The sequence below is a fragment of the Vreelandella neptunia genome (assembly GCF_022489065.1).
Lineage (GTDB): Bacteria > Pseudomonadota > Gammaproteobacteria > Pseudomonadales > Halomonadaceae > Vreelandella > Vreelandella neptunia_A.
This window is the reverse complement of record NZ_JAKVTW010000004.1, coordinates 88427-109428: the sequence shown is the minus strand read 5'-3', so window position 1 is coordinate 109428 and position 21002 is coordinate 88427. Positions and strand designations below refer to the sequence as shown.

Sequence of the window (21002 nt, the reverse complement as noted above, 5' to 3'; positions counted from 1 at the left end):
CCCTATGCGCATTTTGCTGGTAGAAGACGACCCAAGCTTAGCCTCGGGTATCCGCTTAGCGTTAAAGCCCGAGCACTACACGGTGGATCACCTGAGCGACGGCACTACCGCGCTGAATGCGCTAACAGAGGGAGAACCCTTTGATGCGGTGATTCTTGACCTGGGGCTGCCGCGCATGGATGGCATGGCGGTATTAAACGCTGTCAGGCGCCACGGCAGTCAGGTGCCCATTTTAGTACTGACGGCCCGCGACGCGGTGGATAACCGCATCGCGGGGCTGGATGCTGGCGCCGATGATTATTTAACCAAACCGTTTGAAGTGGCTGAGCTTAAAGCCCGATTACGCGCCTTGCTGCGCCGCAGCCAAGGCCAGATCAGCAGCATATTGAGCTGTCGTGGTATCCGCCTGGACCCGCACACCTTTAACGTCAGCTATCAAGACCAAGATGTGAGCTTGTCGCGGCGCGAGTTGACGCTACTGCAAGAGTTTATGAGCCACCCGGGCCGGGTGTTTACCCGCGATACCTTGACCCGCTTGGTCTACGGCTGGGACGAGGATGTCGAGAGCAATGCCATTGAAGTCCATATCCACCATTTACGACGCAAGCTATTCACCGACGTCATCCGCACGGTGCGCGGCATTGGCTATGTGATGGATAAGCCAAAGGATGACGTATGACGTCTATTCGCCAACGCACCCTAGGACTGGCGCTACTGGTATTTGGCCTAAGCATGCTGGTAATCGGCTTTGTCAGCTACCGTTATGCCGCCCATGAAATAGAAGAACTTTACGATGCCAGCCTGGCGCAGAATGCACGCTTGCTGGAAGGGTTGTTACAGGCACCACTGCCGGATGCTGACCGCAATGTGCTACTAAACAGTCTGGAAAGCGCCTTGCAGCGCGCTCGTCAGTCCGACAAGCGCTTTGCGGGCCACCGTTACGAAAGCAAACTGGCCTTTCAGTTGTGGGAAAACGAGCAACTGCTGCTGCGCTCTGCCACGGCCCCTGAAGCCCCCCTTGCCCAACAGCCTATCGGCTACTCGACGCTGACCGTGGACGAGCACGATTGGCGAGTATATGTGCTTGAAGTGCCGGACTCATCAAATCGTGTGGTAGTGAGCGAGCGCGAAGACGTTCGCGGGGAACTGATCAGGGCGGTAGCGCTCCGAACGCTGTTGCCCGACCTGATCGGCCTGCCACTCCTCTCCGCGCTGCTATGGTGGTCAATTGGCTGGGGACTGGCACCGTTATCCCGCATGGCCGAGCAGATTCGCAGTCGTGATCCGCACAATTTGCAGCCCTTGACGCTTAGCCCCTTGCCCCACGAGTTGGACACCATCGCCGGCGCGCTTAACCGGCTGTTAGAGCGCATCCGCATCATGCGCGTACGCGAAAAGCGCTTCATTGCCGATGCCGCCCATGAGTTACGCACCCCCTTAGCAGTGCTTGACCTACACGCCCAGAACGCACTGACAGCCGATAATCTTGAAGATCGCCAGGAGGCGCTCAGCCACCTGCGCGGCGGCGTTGCCCGGGCCACGCGCTTGGTTACCCAGTTGTTAACGCTGGCGCGCCTGGACCCTGAAGAAGAGTCACAACCTGAGTACCGCGCCACCAACCTACTCAGTGAAGTGCGGGAAACCCTGGCCAAGCTTTCGCCGCTGGCCGCTGAACGCCAACAGCAACTGCTGCTAAACGCCGATGAGCAGGGGGAGTGGTCCATCACAGAAGAGCCCGGCGCGATTGAAACCTTGGTACAAAATCTGGTCGGTAATGCCATTCAGCACTCGCCCAACCAGAGCGCCATCAGCATCACGCTGGCGACGACGCCACACGGCTTTCAGCTCATGGTGGATGATCAGGGACCCGGCATCCCGGTCAATGAACGCAAAAAAGTGGTCGAGCGCTTTCAGCGCGCAGGCCCCAGCGCGGGTTCGGGGTTAGGGCTTTCCATCGTTGAGCGTTTGGTCACTCGCCATGGCGGCACTCTTCAACTTGATGATGCGCCCAGCGGGGGGCTACGCGTACGTATTGTTCTACAACGTACAGAAAAGCAATAAATTTTTCTTTGCTTCCTAAGCTGAGTTTTATGAATCTCTTAAGGTTGTGATAAGAATTGCATGCAACTGTGGAGGCACACTGCGAGCCAGATACCCACGGCTCGCTCTTTTCTCCACATGGAGGTCCCCCGATGAACCAAGTAACCTTTTCACCTAAGCCATTAGTTCAACTAGGCTCAACCCCTCTTTTGGCGATGCCTGCCCCACGGCGGCTGTTGCCCACCAGTCCTGCCATGACGGTGCTTACCGACTTTTCCCAGGTAATGCCGCAGTCGGTTGAAGCCGATACGCCTATCGACGAGGCACACCTTAAGATGCGGCATGGCGGTGTACGGCTGTTGTTCGTCATGGATAAACAGGCGCACTGTATCGGCGTTATTACGTCGAAAGAAGTGATCGGTACCCGGCGCATCAACCTGGCCATGCAGCAGCGTAACCTGACCCGTGCAGAAGTCACCGCTGAAATGATCATGACGCCATGGCACAAGCTGAGCGCTATGCCTGTCGCGCAACTGGCATCGCTGACCATCGAAGACCTGGTATTATCAATGGAAGCCGTTACCGACCAGCATTTGCTGATCACCGAGCAAAATGATAATCACGAACTTAGAATTCGCGGCATTATCTCAGCAAGCGATATACAGACGGCGGTAGGCAAAGAGATCAATCCGGTGCCGATGGCGAAAAGCTTTGCCGACATCTGCCATGTCGTAACCGGTCACGATCTATAACGCTTCAGCAGGGCTAGCCTTTAGGTTAAATAGAAACGCCCTTCACCGATTTCTCGGTGAAGGGCGTTCGCCTTTGAGGAGCGCTTTCTGTCTAGAGCTTCTTTTTGTCTAGAACATTGAGGCGTTAATCCACAAGTGGGTAACGATGCTAGCGGCATAGCCTAATAAAATGGCTGGCATCCAGCGAAGGTGAACGGCAAAGGTATAGATCCCCCGCGCCTGCCCCATCAAGGCGACGCCCGCAGCAGATCCCATCGAAAGCAAACTGCCTCCCACGCCTGCGGTCAGGGTAATCAACAGCCAGTTACCCTCGGTCATGTCCGGGGCCATGGAAAGTACCGCGAACATCACCGGGATGTTATCCACAACGGCCGAGATAAGCCCCAGCACCACGTTAGCCCACACCGGGTTCCAGCTACCGTAAAGCGTTTCGGAAAGCAGGCTGAGGTAGCCCATAAAGCCAAGGCCACCGACACACATCACGACCCCGTAGAAGAACAGTAGCGTGTCCCACTCGGAGCGCGCAATACGGCTGAAAATATCAAACGGCACCACGCTACCGAGCTGTTCAAGCTTCTTCCAATCGCCACGGCGAGAATAGCGCTCGCGCTTGCGTTCCAATGAACGCGGCAAACTGCGACGCAGGTAGTAACCAAAGAACTGCAGTAGGCCTAAACCAAACATCATGCCCATAGCAGGTGGTAAGTAGAGGATCGAGTGGCACAGCACGGAGATGGCCACAGTAATCAAAAACAGCACTATAATCCGCCGCGCGCCGCGCTTGAGCCAGACATTCTCTTGTAACGCCGCCGGCTGGCGATTAGCAATGAAGAAATTCATGATCACTGCAGGCACCATGAAATTGACCACGGCCGGCACCAACAATGCGAAGAAGCCTTCAAACGGTACTTGGCCCGCCTGCCACACCATCAACGTGGTGATATCGCCAAACGGGCTAAAGGCACCGCCTGCGTTAGACGCCACCACCACGTTAACGCAGCAAAGGCCGATAAATTTCTTATCACCTTCAGCCACTTTGAGTACCACGGCACACATCAACATGGCGGTGGTCATATTGTTGGCGATCGCCGAAATACCAAACGCCATGACGCCGGTAATCCAGAATAGGCTGCGATAACTGAAGCCTTTGCGCACCAGCCAAGAGCGCAGCGCATCGAATACACGGCGCTCTTCCATGGCGTTGATATAGGTCATCGCGACCAGCAGGAACAGTAGCAGCTCGGCGTATTCAAGCAGCGTTTCACGGAAGGCGGTTTGCGCCTCTTCCGGCATGCCCGCTTGCACATAAACCCAGGCGACGAGCGCCCAGATAAGGCCTGCAGCGACCAATACAGGCTTAGACTTACGCATGTGCAGTAACTCTTCAGTCATCACCAATGCATAGGCGAGCACGAAGATCACGACAGAAGAGATACCGGTTAGCGTGAGGGTAAGGTCCAGTGGCCCGGCGGCGGCATAAGAGAGCGAAGGAAAGATAAAAAGCGAGCAGGCGAGCAACAACCAAGCGACTCGGCTAGCGTAATGCCGAGTTGCGAGGACGTTTGGTGGTTTCATGGCGATATTATCCAATCAGGAGGGAGAAAGACCGCCACGATAATAAGCACCCTAACGACATGCTGCAACTATTGTGTTAAGGGCAACGCAGCGATAACTCACGATGTTTCAGGTAGGCTATTTCCTAGTTCTGGAACTGCGCACTAGGTTCCACCAGCCCTGGCGTGACAACGCGCATAGTAAACAAGCTGCCCGCATCTGGGTAGGCTTGTTTATCGTCTTCAGACTGAAGATGCTGGGTGGCTGATGTAATGTACAAGCTACGCAGATCATCTCCTCCAAAAGCAATCATAGTTGGGTGTGGACAAGGCATTGCGTACTCTTCCACTAATTCACCGCTAGGCGAAAATCGTACAATTCGGCCACCGCCATATAATGCACTCCAATAATAACCGTCAGCATCCACCGCCGCCCCATCCGGCACTCCCGGCAGGCCAAATTGCTCTAAATCCACAAACACATCACTTTGGCCTAACTCACCGGTTGCTACGTCAAACGGGTAACGCAAAATACGGCGTGTTAGTGAATCAGTATGGTAAAGCCAGCATTGATCGGGGCTAAACGCAAGCCCGTTAGAAATACCGATGTTAGATAAACGCTTCTGCAACTTACCATTATCTAAGCAATACAGAGAGGCTATTGAACTTGCTTCATCATTGGCAATAGTGCCGACCCAAAAACGTCCGACAGAATCACAACGACCATCATTGAACCGATTTTCTTGTCGTCCATCCCATTCTGGATTACTGAGCAATCGCTTAGGCTGGCCCCCCTCAGGAAGATACTCAATACCCGATGCCATAGCGGCCAACAGACCTGACTTTGCAAGTACTAAGCAGCCAATTTTTTCCTTTAAAGTAACTACTTTAGGAGTGTCGTTACGACTAGGACTCCAGGTATAGATTCGTCCCTGATTAATATCAACCCAGTGTAAAACTTGATCTTCCACACACCATACCGGGCTCTCTCCGAGACTCATATCCAGCTTAACGGCCACCTCGATTTTACCTTGTTCCATATACTCCTCCTTCTGAGCAATAGACGTTGAGTCAGGTTGATACCAAACCCTTCAAAAGCAATATTTAGCATGATACGAATCAATCCCCAGGAGGGTTCCTCCATCAGAAGTGGTGAAGCAGCCTCCAAGGACGAAAGGCACCAGCGGCCCGCCTGGGGTTGTTCGGGTCATACGGCAAGCAGCCAAAGCTTTTTCCCGCAGTCTCGTTTCTATAATTTTGTAACTTAGTGATTATCCCGCGGCGGATGCTGGCGAGCGACATCGCGATACTTGGTGGCGGGTTCCAGGGTCATCCCGCGATCCAGCGGCTCGACCATACTGCGTTGGATTTCCTGCCAAGGAGTCTGGTGGCCGGGGTAGCGGTAGCCACCCTGTTGAGCTAAGCGCTCGCGACGTGCGTCCAGTTCACTGGCTTCAATCAAAAGCTGTACTTCGCCACGCTTGAGATCGACCCGCAGCCGGTCACCGCTTTCCAGCAGCGCCAGGCCGCCACCGGTAGCGGCTTCTGGGGAGGCATTAAGGATCGACGGCGAGCCAGAGGTGCCTGACTGGCGGCCATCGCCCAGGCACGGCAGCGATTCGATGCCCTGTTTGATCAGCGCCTCTGGCGGCTGCATGTTGACGACCTCGGCACCGCCGGGGTGGCCAACCGGGCCTGCGCCGCGCATCACCAGAATAGTACGGGCATCAATGTTCAGCGCCGGGTCATCAATGCGGGCGTGGTAATCCTCCGAGCCATCAAATACCACGACCTTGCCTTCAAAGGCTTCCGGGTCGTTGGGATCATTCAGAAAGCGCTCGCGGAAATCCCGGGAGATCACGCTGGTTTTCATCAGCGCCGAGTCGAACAGGTTGCCCTTGAGATTGAGGAAGCCCGCATGCTCGACCAGCGGATCGCCGTAGCGACAAATCACATCGGGGTCCTGGGTTTCGCGACCCTGTAGATTATCGCCTATCGAGCGGCCGTTGACCGTCAGCGCATCGCCGTGCAGCTTACCCGCCATTTGTAACTCGTGGAGAATCGCAGGCACACCGCCAGCACGGTGAAACTCTTCGCATAGGAAAGCGCCAGCAGGCATCACGTTGGCCAGCAGCGGAATTTCATGGCCCAGGCGCTGCCAATCATCATTATTAATCTCGATACCCGCATGGCGGGCAATCGCATTGATATGCACCGGCGCATTGGATGAACCGCCCAATGCCGAGCACGCCACGATGGCGTTCTCAAACGCTTCGCGGGTCAGGATATCCAGCGGGCGCAGGTCTTCCCAGACCATATCGACAATCCGCGTGCCGGTGTCGTAGGCCACCATCGCGCGCTCTTTATAGGGCGCGGGAATCACCGCCGAACCGGGCAAGCTCATGCCCAGCACTTCCGCCATGGAATTCATGGTGGAAGCAGTGCCCATGGTATTGCAGTGGCCAATCGAGGGGGCTGAATCGCTGGCGCGGGAAAGAAACTCAGCGTAGTCGATATCGCCCGCTGCTAGGCGCTTGCGTAGCTCCCAGATAATCGTACCTGACCCCACCCGCTCGGCGCCGCGCCAGCCGTTGAGCATCGGCCCGCCGGAAAGCACTATCGCGGGAATATTCACCGTTGCTGCGGCCATGAGGGCCGCCGGGGTGGTTTTATCGCAGCCGGTGGTTAATACCACGCCGTCTAGCGGGTAGCCGTGCAATACTTCGACGATGCCCAGATAAGCAAGGTTACGGTCCAGCGCCGCAGTGGGCCGCCGAACATTCTCATGAATCGGGTGCATGGGAAATTCAAACGGCACGCCGCCTGCGGCGCGGATACCGTCTTTCACCCGCTTGACCAAATCAATATGGTGGCGGTTACACGGGGTTAAATCCGAACCCGACTGGCAAATACCAATAATCGGCTTACCGCTGGTCAACTCCTCCAGCGTGATGCCGTAATTGAGATAGCGCTCAATGCACAGCGCCGTCGTACCGGGGTGATCAGGGTTATCGAACCAGTAGCGTGAACGCAGCTGTTCGGAGGTGATTTTCTCTTTTATCATTGGATCACTTCTATATTAAATATAAGTTTATAGTCTAAATTTACTATCTAAATTTATTAAGGATTAACTGTTGCAGTACTTTCCATTTTCCACATTTTGGGCAATACGCGCGGTTTGTTACCCAGCACAGTAATATGCCCCTTCAGAGGTAAATGCTGACTAGACGAGCCAACGGCTATTTCAAAATCACCCGGCTCAACAACGCGCTCCCATGGCTGGTCGGTATAGTTGAGCATATCTACTGGAACGGTAAACGTTACTGTCACTACCTCACCAGCTGGCACCTTTACTTTACAAAAAGCTTTTAGCTCTTTAGTAGGGCGCACGCGTTTGGCGAGCACATCGCGTACATAGAGCTGAACGACTTCTTCACCATCAACACCGCTTGTATTTTCTACCGTTACCTGTGCCACCAGCTCGTCGGTAATGGCAAGTTCTTCCGTGGCAATGTGCAAATCACGGTAAGCAAAGCGGCTATACCCTAGACCGTAACCAAATGGGTACTTAGCACCAAAACTTTGTGCTACCGGCGTACCGCTGCTTTTAAAGTGATGATTGTAAAAATATGGCATCGCGCCTGCACTTTTCGGCACAGAAATTGGTAAACGACCTGAAGGGTTTACCTTGCCGCTCAGGACATCGACCAAGGCATTGCCAATTTCCTGACCACCGCTAAAGGAAAGCATAAAGGCGCTAACTTGCTCCTCCAGGCCACCCAGCGAGTAGGGTCTGCCACCAGAGAGAATCACTACCACCGGCGTTCCTGTGGCCACCACGGCCTCAAGAAGCGCTTGTTGCACACCGGGCAGAGCCAGCGTATCGGTATCCGAGCCTTCACCGACAGTACCGCTTTGGAATAGCCCTGGCAGGTCGCCTAAACAGAGCAGCGCAATATCGGCCTGTCGCGCGCAGGCTACCGCGTCAGCAATGGCAGAGTCGTCATAACAAACAGGAGAAGGAACATGCACCGATGCACTATCTTCCACATCACCAGGGAAGACTGCCGTTCCCATGCGGGGAGATGTGAGAATATCGCAACCCTTGGCGTATACCACCTTATCCCCGTAACGCTGCTGCAATACCTGTAACGGAGTGACTACTTGGGCAACAGACTCTTGTGCCTCTTCAAGTAGTGCATGCACCGGAAAACTATAACCACTCAAATGCGCTAATGGGTCGGCGGCGGTGGGGCCAATCACAGCAATGGTTTGATGCTGATCTTCAGCAAGCGGCAAAATGCCATCATTTTCTAGCAACACCAACGATTGGCTCGCGATTTGCCGCGCTAGGGAGAGCGTTTCTGGTTGCTGAAAGCTAATCGCGTTTTCATCGGTATAGGGCTGTTCAAACAGTCCCAGCCGAAACTTTTCAGTTAACACCCGCGTAACGCAGGCATCTAAAATGGCGTCGGGCAGGGTGTGTTGGTCGTTGGGGTCTAGCTTCCCTACACAGTCGTCCCCTGGCAGTTCAACGTCCAACCCAGCCATAAACGCTTGATGCGCAGCATCTTGGGCATTTTTTGCTGTCCCATGATGTTGGTAGAGCAGGCTCACGCCAATGTAGTCAGCCACGAGCAACCCATCGAAGCCCCATTGATCGCGGAGCAACTCGGTCATTAACCGATAATCGCTATGTGCTGGTTGGCCATCAATATCATGGTAAGCAGGCATCACGCTGCCTGCGTTTGCCTGTTTAATCGCCATTTCAAAAGGCAACAAAAACACATCGTTAAGCTCACGCTCCCCAACATGCACCGGAGCATGGTTGCGCGCACCTTCACTAAATGAGTGGCCGACAAAGTGTTTAAGCGTCGCCAATAGGTCACGCTGCTCACCTTGCAGCCCACGCACATAGCGCGTTCCCATCACGCCGACTAGATATGGGTCTTCACCAAAGGTTTCTTCCGTTCGCCCCCAACGTACATCGCGAGAAACATCCAACACCGGGGCTAGCCCCTGACGACAGCCTATGCTCCGAGCTTCTTTGCCAATCGCATTGGCGGCGGCTTCCACCAGTTCCGGTTGCCACGTTGCGCCACTGTTTAGTGACCCAGGAAACAGTGTACCGCCTCGACACATCACCCCCACTAAACACTCTTCATGAGGAAGTGCGGGGATACCTAAACGAGTGTTTTCCACCAAGTAGCGTTGTAGCGAATTGAGCGCCTTAACACCGTCTTTTGGCGCTACCCCGTGAGACCCTAACGGCCTGGTGATTTGCCCAAGCCCATTTGCAAGGCGGGCCTGCCAACCTTCACTTTTAATACCTGCAAAACTATCTTGCCGTAGCTGATGCTGCCCCTCGGCATCCAAAATCAACCACAGCGCATGAATCTGCGCTAACTTCTCCTCTCTCGACATACGTGCTAGTAAATCTGCAACGCGTTCATTAATGCTATTTTTCGAATCTTTATAAGGAACATTCATATAAAATCACCATAAAAAGAGGGGAGAAATTAGAGGACCTCTGATTAACTACTGTGGTCTTTAATTTAATCAGAGATGCCTTCACTTAAAATACTCCTTACTGACTTTTTAACTTAGAAAGTGCATGGTAAGCATTTTTTGGTTTGCGTTGGCGATCAAACAATAGCGGGTAATTGGTACGCCCTTTTACGGGGAAATCATTTTTCCATGACTCTGCGTCATAAGTACCCCAAGTACTTACCCGGTCAATCTTATCTCGATGGCGTAGCAGCATCTCAAACACTTCTACGTAACGAGCGGTGAGTCGTGCCTCTATATCACTAGGTAGCTTATCGGCATAAGGGTTCAGTTCATCTGAATATTCAAACTCATCTGAAATTTCTGCCCCAATGTGATCCCAGGCTACTGGTAATACGTCCACTTCTAATTCGGTGATATGCACCCGCATACCCTGTTCGGCGTAGGAAACAATGCTGCGCTCAAATTCACCTAAGTCCGGGAAATCCAGCCCTACATGGCCTTGTAAGCCAACGCCATGAATTGGGATGCCCCGCTGCTTATAATCACGTATTACATCCACCAAGAAGGCTCTTTTCTCTGGGTTATGCATATTGTAATCGTTGTAAAGTAGCTGGGCGTTGGGGTCTACTTCATGGGCGATTTGGAAGGCACGTTCCATATAATCAGCATTACCGAAAATATTAAACCAGGGGCTATTCCGCCACCCTTTACCTTCATCAATTGCTTCGTTAACTACATCCCAAATATGGACTTGACCACGATAACGCTCCATTAACGTGGAAATATGCGTGACCATACGCCGCTCTAATTCCGCCCGTGATACTTGCTCGCCACTTGCGTTGACGAATAAATCGCTAGGGGTTTGAGAGTGCCAAACGAGCGCATGCCCCACCATGGTCATGTTGTTCTCACGGCCAAACGCCATAAAGCGGTCTGCCAGTTCCCAGTTCCATTCGCCTTGTGCAGGCTGAATTTCACCGGATTTCATGCAGTTTTCTGCCGTGATGGTATTAAATTCCTGGGCAATCAGCGCCAGAAGCTCGGCATCTTGTGTTTCCAGGGTGCGGTTGCTTATCGCCGTCCCGATGAGAAAGTCGTCTTTAAAAACGTCTTTTAGCCCAGTAATTTCCAAGGCATTTGCCAGCGCCATGCCTTTTAGTTGCGCTAATCCAGCTAAGGCTATGCTACCTTGTAAAAAGCGACGTCGTGTTGTTTGCATGTTGTTACTCCTTTTGTTTTTAGAACGCTATTTTTAACAACTACTTTGCTTTTACTTAAAATTTTATGATTAACATAAAAAGCACAAGATTTAACAAGAACAGCCCTAACAAACAGATCCCAAAATGGGACTGCTTACAATTTAAGCCATTACTCGTAGACCATTGCTTCTAGTTCTTTTCCACGGGTTTCTTTTATAAAGCGGAGTACAAAGAACACTGACACCAACGCACAGATCGCATAGAACGCATAGGCGCCGGAAAGTCCAATACCTGCCAGCATAATAGGGAAAGTCATGGTGATAGCGAAGTTTGCTAACCATTGGAAGAGCCCTGCAATAGCTAACCCTGAACCACGCATTTGGTTGGGGAACATCTCGCCCAACATGACCCACATGACCGGCCCCCAAGAGACATTAAAGAAGAATACATACGCATTTGCCGCCAGCAGTGCGAATACCCCCATTTCATCCCCCAGCTGCAAACTACCATTCACTTGGCTAGCGGTTGAGAAGGCATACACTAAGCACAGCAAGGTAAAGGTCATACCAACCGAGCCAACCCACAGCAGCGGTTTACGCCCAATTTTATCAATCAGCGCAATCGCCACTAAACACGCCCCAATACTCACAGCACCGGAAATAACGTTAATTAACAGTGCATCAGCTTCTGAGAATCCAACGGACTGCCACAATACCGCACCGTAGTAGAAGACAACGTTAATACCCACTAGCTGCTGGAATACTGCTAAGCCAATGCCTACCCAAACAATCCGGTGTACTTTACCGGTTGCGCGGTTTAATACATCACTAAGTTGCGGTTTATGATCGTGGGCAAGCGTTGCATTAATATCATCAATCTTGTCACTGACTTCATGCTTATCCATCAGCTTGTTGAGTACTTCTTCAGCATCTTGCTGTTTGCCACGGCTTACCAAATAGCGTGGGCTTTCAGGAATAAACAGCAAGGCAACAAAAAAGACAATGGCCGGGAATAGCTCTATCCAGAACATCCAGCGCCATGCGGCAAAACCTAACCATAACTCTTCAGCCGCGGAACCAGTAATGTTCGCCAGCACATAGTTACTTAGAAAAGCAAAGAATAAGCCTGAAATAATGGCGACTTGCTGAATCGTTGCCAAGCGGCCACGGTAAGCAGAAGGGGCGATTTCGCTAATATAAGCAGGGGTCATAACACTGGCAGCACCCACTGCAATACCGCCTAGAATCCGATAAATAACAAATTCAAAGGAGCTACCGGAAACACCAGAACCCCAGGCACTTACAATAAAGAAAACCGCTGACGCAATTAACAGCAGGCGGCGGCCAAAATGGTCGGCTAACCTTCCGGCAAAAAATGCACCGGCGGCACAACCTAGCAGCATAGAGGCAACATTAAAGCCGGTGCCTATACTGTTTGATTCAAAGGCGGCCTGCAGACCTTCAACGGTGCCATTAATAACGCCACTGTCAAAACCGAATAAAAATCCACCAATCGCCGCAATACAGCAGATCAATAGAATATAAGAAGTTTGACTTAACTGTTGTTTATTCTGCATTGTTTTTCTCTAAAAAAGGGCGCCTATTAGTAGGCGCCAAAACGAGGAAACAGTTACGACGCTGTTTAACCCAACAGCACTCTAGAACCAAACGTCCATCTGAACACCAAACGTCATTCCATCACTGTCATCAATAGTGATGGCATCACTAGCATTCCCAACATCAATCGCACGGCTAGATTGATCAGCATTAAAAGCATCACCATTCCAGTCAGCATAAGTAACAAAGGTGCGAATCACCGGGCGTGCGAAACCACTCAGCCCAGCAGCCCATTGCTGCGCCAAAGTGACTTTAGTAAGACGTCGATCAGTGCCTACTTCAGGCTCGACGTAGTCATAACCAACCTCAAGGGCGGTGCTTAAGTTGTCGGACCAGTAATAGGAAGGGCGAACACCCGCAGACATCCAGGTAGCGCCAGAGTCATCATCGAAGTCTTTTTTCTCGTAAATGGCGGCGTAGAGCAGATCCACCTTGCCCGGTGAGAGCCATACATTACCGTGATTAATAACACGCAACATATCGCCACCGGGTTGGTCTGGCGATTGCAATGCATTCATACGACCTTGGCCGTTACCAGAGTTGATAATGCCATCGGTGCCATACTGCACAGCGAACTTGTTAGAACCGCCAAACCAGTTGCTTTGCTCATGCTGTGCGGTAAACAGGTGGCCACGTTCGGCTTCACTGTCATCGTAAAACTGCTCTTGAGCATCATTTAGTTGTGCACGGCCATAGTTGTAACCTAACACCAGCTTACCATCGGTGTTTACCGGAATATCTGACCAACGAATATCTAACGTATCATTAGATATTCTATTACCTGCATCAGGATACTCGGTGTCACCCGAACCGGTTGCGCGCATCCATGCTAAGTTTAACTTACCAGTGCCAACATCAATATTTTCAATACCGGCACCCGGCCCTGTGGAGTCCCAATAAAAGAAGTCGTTCATATGGACATCATGTCGGCGATAAAAACGCTTACCTGCCCAAATAGAGGCACCGGGTAGCGCTTCTACTATATTGTCCCCTTGTACATAGAGCTGCCGCATTTCTACACTGGTATCTTCTGAATCATTCAGTTGGTCGGAGAAGTAGCCCACCATACTGTTAAAGTAAAAAGACTTGTCTCCTTCTTCATAAAGCGTGGAGCCAAAGCCCAGCTCGGCATAAGTTTCACACTCGTTGCCTAAACGGTATTTAGCGCCTGCACCATTAGCTTGAAAGCACGCTTGGTCGCCGCCGCCAGCAGTATTGCCGACACCGGAACGTGCATAGCCTGTAAAGTCAATATCAGGAGCTGCCGCCGCCGACAGCCCTGAAGCCAAACATAGCGCTCCACCCAGCACGTTTTTAGAGATTGCGTTGGATAGCATTTTCATAATTTTCTCTTCTCTTTTTATGATTGTTGACAAGACAACTAAGCGTTTTCTTCATTAATTTTTAAAAGCCTTTTCCATAATAATTATGATTAAGACCGTTAATTAATAAAAACTCTAAACTAACAAATTATATTTTAGCCTGCCACCTCCTTTAGTATTATCATTGAACTATTTATTGTCTACTTGGTATCAACTAATCCAGTGAAAAAGGCAGTGATAGGTGTGCTTTTCCCCTTCGGCTAATTCAACCAAGCCGTGGGCGCTGAGGTCATCATAATGGTGGGCGTTAACATCGTGGTCCACCGGCTCAAAACAGAAGAAATCGGCGTTCTTATCTGGTGAAAACACAAGGTAACGGCTGACCGAAGGTTCTGCGTTTACCAATAAGGTTAACGCACCATCTTCTTGCGGTAAGTGCAGGCGTGCATAACCATCCCAGCCGGTAAATAAGTTGTCGATCTTATCCACAGGCAGGGGCCGTGATTTAGCAAAATCCCATGCTTCGCCAGTAGCAATGTGTCGCCAACGAGTGGGTAGTTGTGCGGCATCCACTTCCCACACGCCTTCGGCACTGGCTTCAATACGAGTGCCCTCGGCACGTACAAACCAGGGGTGCAGCCCCAGCCCGTAAGGCGCTGGGGTTTTGCCCAAATGCGTTACTTCAATGGAAACAGCAAGTTGGCTACCTTTCAGGCAATAGCATAACTCTGCTGTGTAGTTGAACGGTGGCTGCTCGTTAGAACGCAGCCCCAAACAGAGCGTATTGTCCGTTTGTTCCAGAATTTGCCACTCACGCTTCCAGCCATCCCCGTGAATAGGTAGCGGCTCCCCTGCTAGCTCTGCTGCAAAGGAGTAATCATTACCCTGCCAGTGAAACCCGCCCCCGGCGATGCGATTCGACCACGGAATCAATGGGTACATCGCCAACTGGTTGGGGTCGCGCTCAGTGGCTTGCCCTGTGCGCATTAACGCAACGGCACCATGTTCAGTCAGCGCTTCAAAACGCACTACCGAGCCACCTACACTGGGGTTCACTTCCAAGCGCAACTGTCCATTATTGAGCGTAACGGTCATGATCGAGGTTCTCTTGGCTTTGCTATTAGGCAGTAGTAATGTCCGGCAAGCGCTTGCCATTGCGGTCGAAAGAGTGCAGTAGTGAGTGTTGTGGGGTGAGGTGGAGCGTATCGCCATAAACGAAGTCGGCATCCCCTGGCAGGCGCACGGTAATAGCTCCTACTTCGTCGCTATCTACATACGCAAAGGAGTCCGCTCCTAGCTTTTCGATAACGCGGACACGCCCTTTCCACTCACCTTTTTCACGGCTAACATCAATATGCTCCGGGCGAATACCTAAGGTAGCGGCACCATATTTTTCCGCCACGGCGTCCTCGATCAGATTCATTTTGGGCGAGCCAATAAAGCCTGCCACAAACAGAGTTTCAGGGCGTTGATATAGCTCCATCGGCGCACCGATCTGCTCAATCTGACCGGCATTCATAACCACGATTCGGTCAGCTAAGGTCATGGCCTCCACTTGGTCGTGGGTAACATAAATCATCGTGGCATCAAGCCGATGGTGTAGTTCGGCTAGCTCAACGCGCATACGGTTACGAAGCGAGGCATCCAGGTTCGAGAGCGGTTCATCAAACAGGAAAACGCCGGGGTTACGTACAATCGCTCGGCCAATCGCTACCCGTTGTCGCTGCCCGCCAGAGAGCTCTGATGGTTTACGCTCTAACAGCTCTTCCAGATTCAGCAGTTTGGCAGCCTCGGCAACTTTTGCTTCCCTTTCCGGCGCTGGCACTTTGGAGAGACGCATACCAAAGTCGATGTTTTTTGCAACAGTCATATGTGGGTAAAGCGCATAAGATTGGAACACCATCGCAATGTTGCGATCGCTAGGCTCTGCCGTTGTAACATCTTTACCACCGATATTAATTGACCCACGCGTAACGGTTTCAAGCCCTGCGATCATGCGCAGCAATGTCGATTTGCCACAACCAGATGGGCCTACCAGCACAGTAAAAGAGCCATCTTCTATCTCTAGGTTGAGATTGGGAATGACCGTGCTCTTGCCACGAAACGTTTTCTCAATTTCAACTAGGGTTACTTTAGCCATTGTTGGGTCTCATCTTTAAACGTATTTTTGTGGTTATGGCGTAATGAATACACATCTCAGTCGTTTAAGCGGCGATAGCGGAACTCCGCAAAATCTGCTGGCGTACCGCGGCCACTGATGTCGTAAGCTGCCATGCCGAGGAAGTTGCCGGTGAAATAACCGTGTGCACGCCCGCTGCCTTCATCAGACAGTAAGCCGGCATCCAGCACTGGGCCTAGCATTTGCCATTCGGCTTCGCCCTGTTGGTAGCGGAACTGTAATTCACTCTCATAAATATCCAGTCCCAGGCTGACGGGTAAATCAGGTGCCAGGATCACTTCATCACTATTACTAATAGTTAGTGAGCCGCTTGGCCACTCATCACAACAGCTCATAATGCTCAGCACTTTCTGGCCGTTATCGTTTAACGTGACCGCCAGGAAGTGGAACTTAAAACGGTTGTAGTAAGCAGTAAGCCCTGCAAACTGTTGCAGGTCTTCTGGCTCAAACGACAGAACAGTTTCAGCGCTGCAATAGATGCTGTCTTGGCGGCGCGCTACCAGCGCTTGCTCAAACCAGGAGCCTAACGACTCGCGGCCAAATAGGCGCAAGTAACCGGGCCGCTCTGTTAGCGAGAAAATCCGCTCGGGTTGCGGTGTACGTAGCCATTGGAACTCCATGGGTAGCGCATCGGAGGCAAAGGTATGCACCTCCTCCTCATTTGGCGGAATAAATTCAACGCCCGGCATGGCTATTTCCAGACTGGGGGTAATTCCGCCATCGGCTAGGCGTAGCCATCCATCGCTGCCCCACGTCACCCGCTGGATCGCCGTTTCACGTCCCAGTGGAGATCGGCGAGTGCCCGGCAGTGGCCGCCCACACAGGTGAACCATAAAGGTTTCACCATCCGGCGTTTCCACAAGATCCGCATGACCTGCCCGTTGCAGAGGGCAATCAGGATCGTGCTTGCTAGTCAGCACCGGGTTTTCCGGGTGTACTTCATAGGGGCCTGCAATATGACGTGAGCGCGCCATGGTCACGGCGTGGTCGTAGCCTGTGCCGCCCTCTGCAACCAGCAGGTGGTACCAGCCATCACGGCGATAAAGGTGCGACCCTTCGGTTAGCTTTAATTTAGTGCCCGCAAAGATATTATTGATAGGTCCAACAAGCTGTTGGCGCTCAACATCATACTCTTGCAGCAGGATGCCGCCGAAACGATCTCTCCCTTCGCGCTGACGATAATCCCACTGCAAGTTAATCAACCACTTACGACCATCATCATCATGGAACAAAGAAGGGTCAAAACCACTGGAATTGAGATAAACCGGGTCACTCCAAGGGCCAGTCATTGAGGGGGCGGTCACTAAATAGTTGTGGCCATCCTTGAAGTTACCCTCATACCGTTTCATATCGGTATAAATGAGCCAAAATAGTCCATCGGCGTAGCTTAAGCACGGTGCCCAAATACCACATGAGTCGGGATTACCGCGCATATCTAGCTGGCTTGCCCGAGTTAAGGGACGAGTGACTAATTGCCAATTCACTAAATCTTTAGAGTGGTGAATCTGCACGCCAGGGTACCACTCAAAGGTTGAAGTGGCGATATAGTAATCATCCCCTACACGGCAGATAGAAGGGTCAGGATTAAACCCCGGCAAAATAGGATTTTTAATAGCGTCTTTCATAGTTATCCCCTAAATCGTTATCCCTTAACAGAGCCACCGGTTAGCCCAGCCACAATGTATTTTTGGGCAGCCAGGAAGAAGATAACCGCTGGAATAATGGTAAGCGTGACAAACGCAAGGATCATATTCCACTCAGTTAAGTATTCCCCCTGGAACTGCATCATCCCTAATGGCCAGGTATACAAAGAGCGGTCGTTTAGCACGATCAATGGCAGCAGGAAGTTGTTCCAGCTTTGGACGAATACAAACACGCCCACGGTTGCCAAAATAGGGGTTGATAAAGGCAAAGTGAACGACCAAAAGAAACGCAGATAGCTACAACCATCCACGTACGCGGCTTCAAATAACTCTTTAGGAAGCTGATCGAAAAATGCTTTAAAGAGCAGTATCGCTAACGACAGCCCAAAGGCGGTTTGCGGCAGAATGACAGCCCAGTAGCTATCCAGCAGCCCAAGATCACGCACCTTAATAAACAGCGGCAAAATAGCCGCCGCAAAGGGAAACATTAGCCCCAGCAGTAGGTAGCTTAGGATCATCTTGGAGCCTAAAAACTTAATTTGCGCAAACACATAGGCTGCTGCCGCCCCAACGATCAAGGTAAGCAGTACCGTCATGGACGAGATAAAGAAGGAGTTACCCATATAACGCCAGAAGCTTCCATCCAAGAAAATGGAAACGTAGTTTTCCGGGTTCCAGCTAGTAGGTAGCCACAAAGGGTTAATCCGTAATTCCGCATTGCTCTTAAAACCACCGAAAAACGAAGCAAGAAGAGGCGCAATCACTAGACCCGCAATTAAAATCAAAAAGATTACACGGAACGTATTTCGCGTCGTATTATTCACGCCTTATTCTCCTTCCCTGTTGCGCGCTGATAAAAGAACGCAATACCAATGGCCAACACAAACAGCACTACCGCAGCCGCACTACCAAAGCCAATATTCAGCCTTGAAAGCCCGAAGGTATATAGGTAGGTCACAATGGTATGGGTGCTATTCGACGGCCCACCGTTGGTCATCGGGATAATGATGTCAAAGATCTGTAGCGAGCCGATAATGGCAAAGAAACCGCTCACCACCAGGGCGTGCTTAATCATCGGTATTTGTATAAACAGGGCAATTTGGCGCGTTTTAGCACCTTCAAGCTTGGCAGCTTCAATCAGGTCTTTAGGCACACCTTGCAGTGCGGCAATGTAGATCATCATATGGAAACCAAAGTACTTCCATACAATAACGGTCATAATCGCAGGGAACGCCCACTGACTATCCGATAGTACATAAACAGACTCTTGACCCAGGGATTGAAAAATTGACGCTGTAATGCCGTAGTCACCGTCAAAGACAAAGCTCCAGATCAAACCGGCTGCCACTTCAGCTAAAATATAGGGTAGGAAAAACACCAACCGGAACAGCGTATTGGTTGGCGTCTTTTTATAAACAAGCAGCGCCAAGCCTAACGCTATCGGCATTTGAATAACGATCGAGACAATAATTAGCTTGGCGGTATTCCATAATGCAGTATGAAATACCGAGTGGTCTAACAGACGCGCGTAATTTTGCATGCCAACAAAGTCACTAGGCGCTCCATAACCGTTCCAAGAGAAGCCACTGTAATAAGCAGCATCTACCAACGGCAGGATAACGAACAGCGAGAAAACAATCAGAGCGGGCGGTAATAACAGCAATACCGCCGCTAACTTACCACTAACTAGATTTTTCTTGATGCGATCTGTCGTCCCCCGCTTATGAACTGCAGGTCGGGTCGTCGTTGTCATGGTATGCATCCATTCCCAGCTTAGGGGGTTGCACCAGCGGTTTAACGCTGGTGCTGTTCAGGCGATTAATGAGATGGAATTAGCGGAACTGCCAAGCTTCTTCGACTTGAGCGGCGGCATCTTCCGGCGTAATAACACCGAGTGCTAGGTCGCCACTAATGTCGTTGATAGTGGCGCCAACTGACGTACCCAGCGCTTGATCAAGGAACACTTGATGATGGCTCGACTCGCTTAGGATGCTCGCCACTTTCTTGGCATACGGCGTTTGTAGCTCTTCTTCTGAACCGTGAGCTACTGTTACAAAAATGCCTAAACGAGCTGCTTCGCGTTGATTCTCTTCATTTAACAGGAATTTCAAGAAATCAACCGCTTCGTCAGAGGCATCTTTCGTTACCGCAAAGCCGTTCATACCACCAAAGCTGTTGTCGTTACCCGCGCCGCCTTCTACGCTAGGAAATGGTACAAACTCTAGATTTTCATCCGGCACGCCTTCACCGGTTGCGGAGCGCTCTTTTGAAGGGATGTAGTCCCAGTCGCCCATCAGGTGCATGGCGGCCTCGCCGTCACCGAACATGGCACTAGCACGTTCGTAGGTGGTCGCCATAAAGCCGGACTGAAAGGGGTCAAGCGCTACAAGTGATTGCAGCAGCTCACCAGCACGGACAAATGCATCTTCCTCAAAGCCGCTACTTTCGCCTTGTTTAGCAGCATCAATACCTTCGCCACCCGCCATTCGTGTGGCTAAGCTGCCCCAGTAGAAGTGGATTGGCCAACCATCCTTACCACCAACAACCATTGGTGTAATGTCGTTGGCACGGAGTGCTGTAACTGCCTCTTTCAGGCCATCCCATGTATTGAGGGATTCAAGCTCCACGCCCGCCTGCTCAGTTAATGCGGTATTCACCCAAAGCCCTACTACAGTGGCATAAAGCGGCGCGCCGTAAACCTGGTCATTAAGTGTGAAGGCACTTACCGCGGATGCTGGGTAGATGTCTTGCCAGCCATCCTGCATCTCTGCGGTAATATCTCGAACGAAGCCTGCTTCCACTTGGTCTCTTAACCCTTCGCCGCCCCAGCTATAGAAAATATCCGGCCGCTGGTCGGATTGCAGGAGGGTAGGTAGGCGTGTTTTGTAAGCTTCATTCGCTATATATTCAAAAACAACGTCTACCCCAGGGTTATTGGCCTCGTATTCGGCAACGATATTGTCGTAGTACTGTTTTTCAGCATCGCTGATTTCAACGCGCAGTAGCTTAACCGTGGTATCTGCGGCAGCCGCGAATGACCCTAGGCCAGAAGCGAGTGCTACCGCCGCCACTAGGCAAGACTTCGCCCACAGCCTCTTTGTAATTTGTTTTTCAAAAGCAGGCATGGCAAGTCGCTTATTGTTTTGTGCGTACATAAACACCTCTAGGTTCTTATTACGAGCGTTTG

Annotated in this window: 16 protein-coding genes; 3 read left to right on the top strand and 13 right to left on the bottom strand. The window is 51.4% G+C overall.

Annotated elements, in window-relative coordinates; translation table 11 throughout:
• Positions 1 to 4: 4 nt before the first annotated feature.
• From MLE19_RS08180 to MLE19_RS08170, 3 genes are all read left to right on the top strand, one after another.
• Positions 5 to 679, top strand: coding sequence for a response regulator transcription factor (locus MLE19_RS08180; protein WP_240717690.1), 675 nt, complete (start codon positions 5 to 7; stop codon positions 677 to 679).
• Complete coding sequence (locus MLE19_RS08175) at positions 676 to 2061, top strand: ATP-binding protein (RefSeq protein WP_008959061.1); 1386 nt, start codon at positions 676 to 678, stop codon at positions 2059 to 2061. Before MLE19_RS08180 ends, MLE19_RS08175 begins: the two co-directional genes overlap by 4 nt.
• A gap of 131 nt (positions 2062 to 2192) precedes the next feature.
• On the top strand, positions 2193 to 2792 hold the full coding sequence (locus MLE19_RS08170; RefSeq protein WP_008959062.1) for a CBS domain-containing protein: 600 nt from the start codon (positions 2193 to 2195) through the stop codon (positions 2790 to 2792).
• A 108-nt stretch (positions 2793 to 2900) separates the two neighbouring features.
• On the opposite strand, the gene nhaD is transcribed toward MLE19_RS08170, so the two are convergent.
• The 13 genes from nhaD to MLE19_RS08105 all read right to left on the bottom strand — a co-directional run bounded on the left by nhaD (position 2901) and on the right by MLE19_RS08105 (position 20970).
• On the bottom strand, positions 2901 to 4367 hold the full coding sequence (nhaD, locus tag MLE19_RS08165; protein WP_240717689.1) for a sodium:proton antiporter NhaD: 1467 nt from the start codon (positions 4365 to 4367) through the stop codon (positions 2901 to 2903).
• Between the two features lie 124 nt (positions 4368 to 4491).
• Complete coding sequence (locus MLE19_RS08160) at positions 4492 to 5385, bottom strand: SMP-30/gluconolactonase/LRE family protein (protein WP_240717688.1); 894 nt, start codon at positions 5383 to 5385, stop codon at positions 4492 to 4494.
• Positions 5386 to 5609: 224 nt separating this feature from the next.
• Positions 5610 to 7409, bottom strand: a complete 1800-nt coding sequence (locus MLE19_RS08155) for an IlvD/Edd family dehydratase (RefSeq protein ID WP_240717687.1) — start codon at positions 7407 to 7409, stop codon at positions 5610 to 5612.
• Positions 7410 to 7465: 56 nt separating this feature from the next.
• Positions 7466 to 9835: a glycoside hydrolase family 3 N-terminal domain-containing protein gene (locus MLE19_RS08150; RefSeq protein ID WP_240717686.1), complete on the bottom strand. Its 2370-nt coding sequence runs from the start codon at positions 9833 to 9835 to the stop codon at positions 7466 to 7468.
• A 97-nt stretch (positions 9836 to 9932) separates the two neighbouring features.
• Positions 9933 to 11075, bottom strand: coding sequence for an endo-1,4-beta-xylanase (locus MLE19_RS08145; RefSeq protein WP_240717685.1), 1143 nt, complete (start codon positions 11073 to 11075; stop codon positions 9933 to 9935).
• A 149-nt stretch (positions 11076 to 11224) separates the two neighbouring features.
• Positions 11225 to 12631 carry a sugar porter family MFS transporter gene (locus MLE19_RS08140; protein ID WP_240717684.1) on the bottom strand — a complete coding sequence of 469 codons (1407 nt, stop codon included), beginning with the start codon at positions 12629 to 12631 and terminating at the stop codon, positions 11225 to 11227.
• 81 nt (positions 12632 to 12712) lie between these two features.
• On the bottom strand, positions 12713 to 14014 hold the full coding sequence (locus MLE19_RS08135; RefSeq protein WP_240717683.1) for a maltoporin: 1302 nt from the start codon (positions 14012 to 14014) through the stop codon (positions 12713 to 12715).
• A 189-nt stretch (positions 14015 to 14203) separates the two neighbouring features.
• Complete coding sequence (locus MLE19_RS08130) at positions 14204 to 15088, bottom strand: aldose 1-epimerase (RefSeq protein ID WP_240717682.1); 885 nt, start codon at positions 15086 to 15088, stop codon at positions 14204 to 14206.
• A gap of 25 nt (positions 15089 to 15113) precedes the next feature.
• The gene (locus MLE19_RS08125; RefSeq protein ID WP_240717681.1) at positions 15114 to 16133 is read right to left on the bottom strand and encodes an ABC transporter ATP-binding protein; all 1020 of its coding nucleotides are present in this window, start codon (positions 16131 to 16133) and stop codon (positions 15114 to 15116) included.
• A 56-nt stretch (positions 16134 to 16189) separates the two neighbouring features.
• Entirely contained in the window at positions 16190 to 17797 is a 1608-nt protein-coding gene (locus MLE19_RS08120) for a glycoside hydrolase family 43 protein (RefSeq protein WP_240717680.1), read from the bottom strand.
• A gap of 17 nt (positions 17798 to 17814) precedes the next feature.
• The gene (locus MLE19_RS08115) at positions 17815 to 18639 is read right to left on the bottom strand and encodes a carbohydrate ABC transporter permease (protein WP_240717679.1); all 825 of its coding nucleotides are present in this window, start codon (positions 18637 to 18639) and stop codon (positions 17815 to 17817) included.
• The gene (locus MLE19_RS08110) at positions 18636 to 19568 is read right to left on the bottom strand and encodes a carbohydrate ABC transporter permease (RefSeq protein WP_240717678.1); all 933 of its coding nucleotides are present in this window, start codon (positions 19566 to 19568) and stop codon (positions 18636 to 18638) included. The genes MLE19_RS08115 and MLE19_RS08110 overlap by 4 nt, the downstream gene beginning before the upstream one ends.
• Positions 19569 to 19647: 79 nt before the next feature.
• Positions 19648 to 20970, bottom strand: a complete 1323-nt coding sequence (locus tag MLE19_RS08105) for an ABC transporter substrate-binding protein (protein ID WP_240717677.1) — start codon at positions 20968 to 20970, stop codon at positions 19648 to 19650.
• Positions 20971 to 21002 lie beyond the last annotated feature (32 nt).

Bases quoted from the DNA above. Each gene is read 5' to 3' on its own strand.
- MLE19_RS08180 (WP_240717690.1), top strand. From the start codon at position 5: ATGCGCATTTTGCTGGTAGAAGACGACCCAAGCTTAGCCTCGGGTATC.
- MLE19_RS08175 (WP_008959061.1), top strand. From the start codon at position 676: ATGACGTCTATTCGCCAACGCACCCTAGGACTGGCGCTACTGGTATTT.
- MLE19_RS08170 (WP_008959062.1), top strand. From the start codon at position 2,193: ATGAACCAAGTAACCTTTTCACCTAAGCCATTAGTTCAACTAGGCTCA.
- nhaD (WP_240717689.1), bottom strand. From the start codon at position 4,367: ATGAAACCACCAAACGTCCTCGCAACTCGGCATTACGCTAGCCGAGTC.
- MLE19_RS08160 (WP_240717688.1), bottom strand. From the start codon at position 5,385: ATGGAACAAGGTAAAATCGAGGTGGCCGTTAAGCTGGATATGAGTCTC.
- MLE19_RS08155 (WP_240717687.1), bottom strand. From the start codon at position 7,409: ATGATAAAAGAGAAAATCACCTCCGAACAGCTGCGTTCACGCTACTGG.
- MLE19_RS08150 (WP_240717686.1), bottom strand. From the start codon at position 9,835: ATGAATGTTCCTTATAAAGATTCGAAAAATAGCATTAATGAACGCGTT.
- MLE19_RS08145 (WP_240717685.1), bottom strand. From the start codon at position 11,075: ATGCAAACAACACGACGTCGCTTTTTACAAGGTAGCATAGCCTTAGCT.
- MLE19_RS08140 (WP_240717684.1), bottom strand. From the start codon at position 12,631: ATGCAGAATAAACAACAGTTAAGTCAAACTTCTTATATTCTATTGATC.
- MLE19_RS08135 (WP_240717683.1), bottom strand. From the start codon at position 14,014: ATGAAAATGCTATCCAACGCAATCTCTAAAAACGTGCTGGGTGGAGCG.
- MLE19_RS08130 (WP_240717682.1), bottom strand. From the start codon at position 15,088: ATGACCGTTACGCTCAATAATGGACAGTTGCGCTTGGAAGTGAACCCC.
- MLE19_RS08125 (WP_240717681.1), bottom strand. From the start codon at position 16,133: ATGGCTAAAGTAACCCTAGTTGAAATTGAGAAAACGTTTCGTGGCAAG.
- MLE19_RS08120 (WP_240717680.1), bottom strand. From the start codon at position 17,797: ATGAAAGACGCTATTAAAAATCCTATTTTGCCGGGGTTTAATCCTGAC.
- MLE19_RS08110 (WP_240717678.1), bottom strand. From the start codon at position 19,568: ATGACAACGACGACCCGACCTGCAGTTCATAAGCGGGGGACGACAGAT.
- MLE19_RS08105 (WP_240717677.1), bottom strand. From the start codon at position 20,970: ATGTACGCACAAAACAATAAGCGACTTGCCATGCCTGCTTTTGAAAAA.